This is a genomic window from Vibrio sp. D173a (assembly GCF_030248475.1).
In genome coordinates this window covers 1-526 of sequence record NZ_JAHGAH010000478.1, presented here as the reverse complement: position 1 = coordinate 526, position 526 = coordinate 1, and the positions used below count along the sequence as shown (strand labels likewise).

Sequence of the window (526 nt, the reverse complement as noted above, 5' to 3'; positions counted from 1 at the left end):
ACACCTTTACTGCCATATTCACTGTCGAATACCTGTTAAGACTCTACTGTTCCCCAAAACCTAAGTCTTACGCCACCAGCTTTTATGGCGTCGTCGACTTGCTGGCCATTCTGCCTACCTACTTAGCAATATTCTTCCCCGGCGCTTCATTTATGGGCGTGGTGCGACTGCTTCGTGTGATGCGAATCTTCCGTATTTTGAAATTGGTTCGCTACCTGCAGGATTCAAACATCTTGTTGCGCTCCCTTTTAATGGCGCGTCGTAAGATTCTTATCTTCTTTAGTACTGTAGGTATTCTGGTCACCATTTTTGGCGCGTTGATCTTTGTGATTGAGGGGCCCTACAACGGTTTTACGAGTATTCCGAAAAGCATCTACTGGGCAATCGTAACTATTACTACGGTTGGCTATGGCGACATGGTGCCGCAAACTCACTTGGGTAAAGCCATTGCATCCCTCACTATGTTGCTTGGTTACTCGATACTTGCGGTTCCAACCGGCATTATCACCGCAGAACTGAGTAATGA

1 protein-coding gene is annotated in these 526 nt (G+C 46.6%); it reads left to right on the top strand.

Annotated features, from left to right (window positions below; translation table 11 throughout):
- Positions 1-526, top strand: a 526-nt coding sequence (locus tag KIV40_RS26885; protein ID WP_285352229.1) for an ion transporter, incomplete at both ends; no start/stop codon positions are given.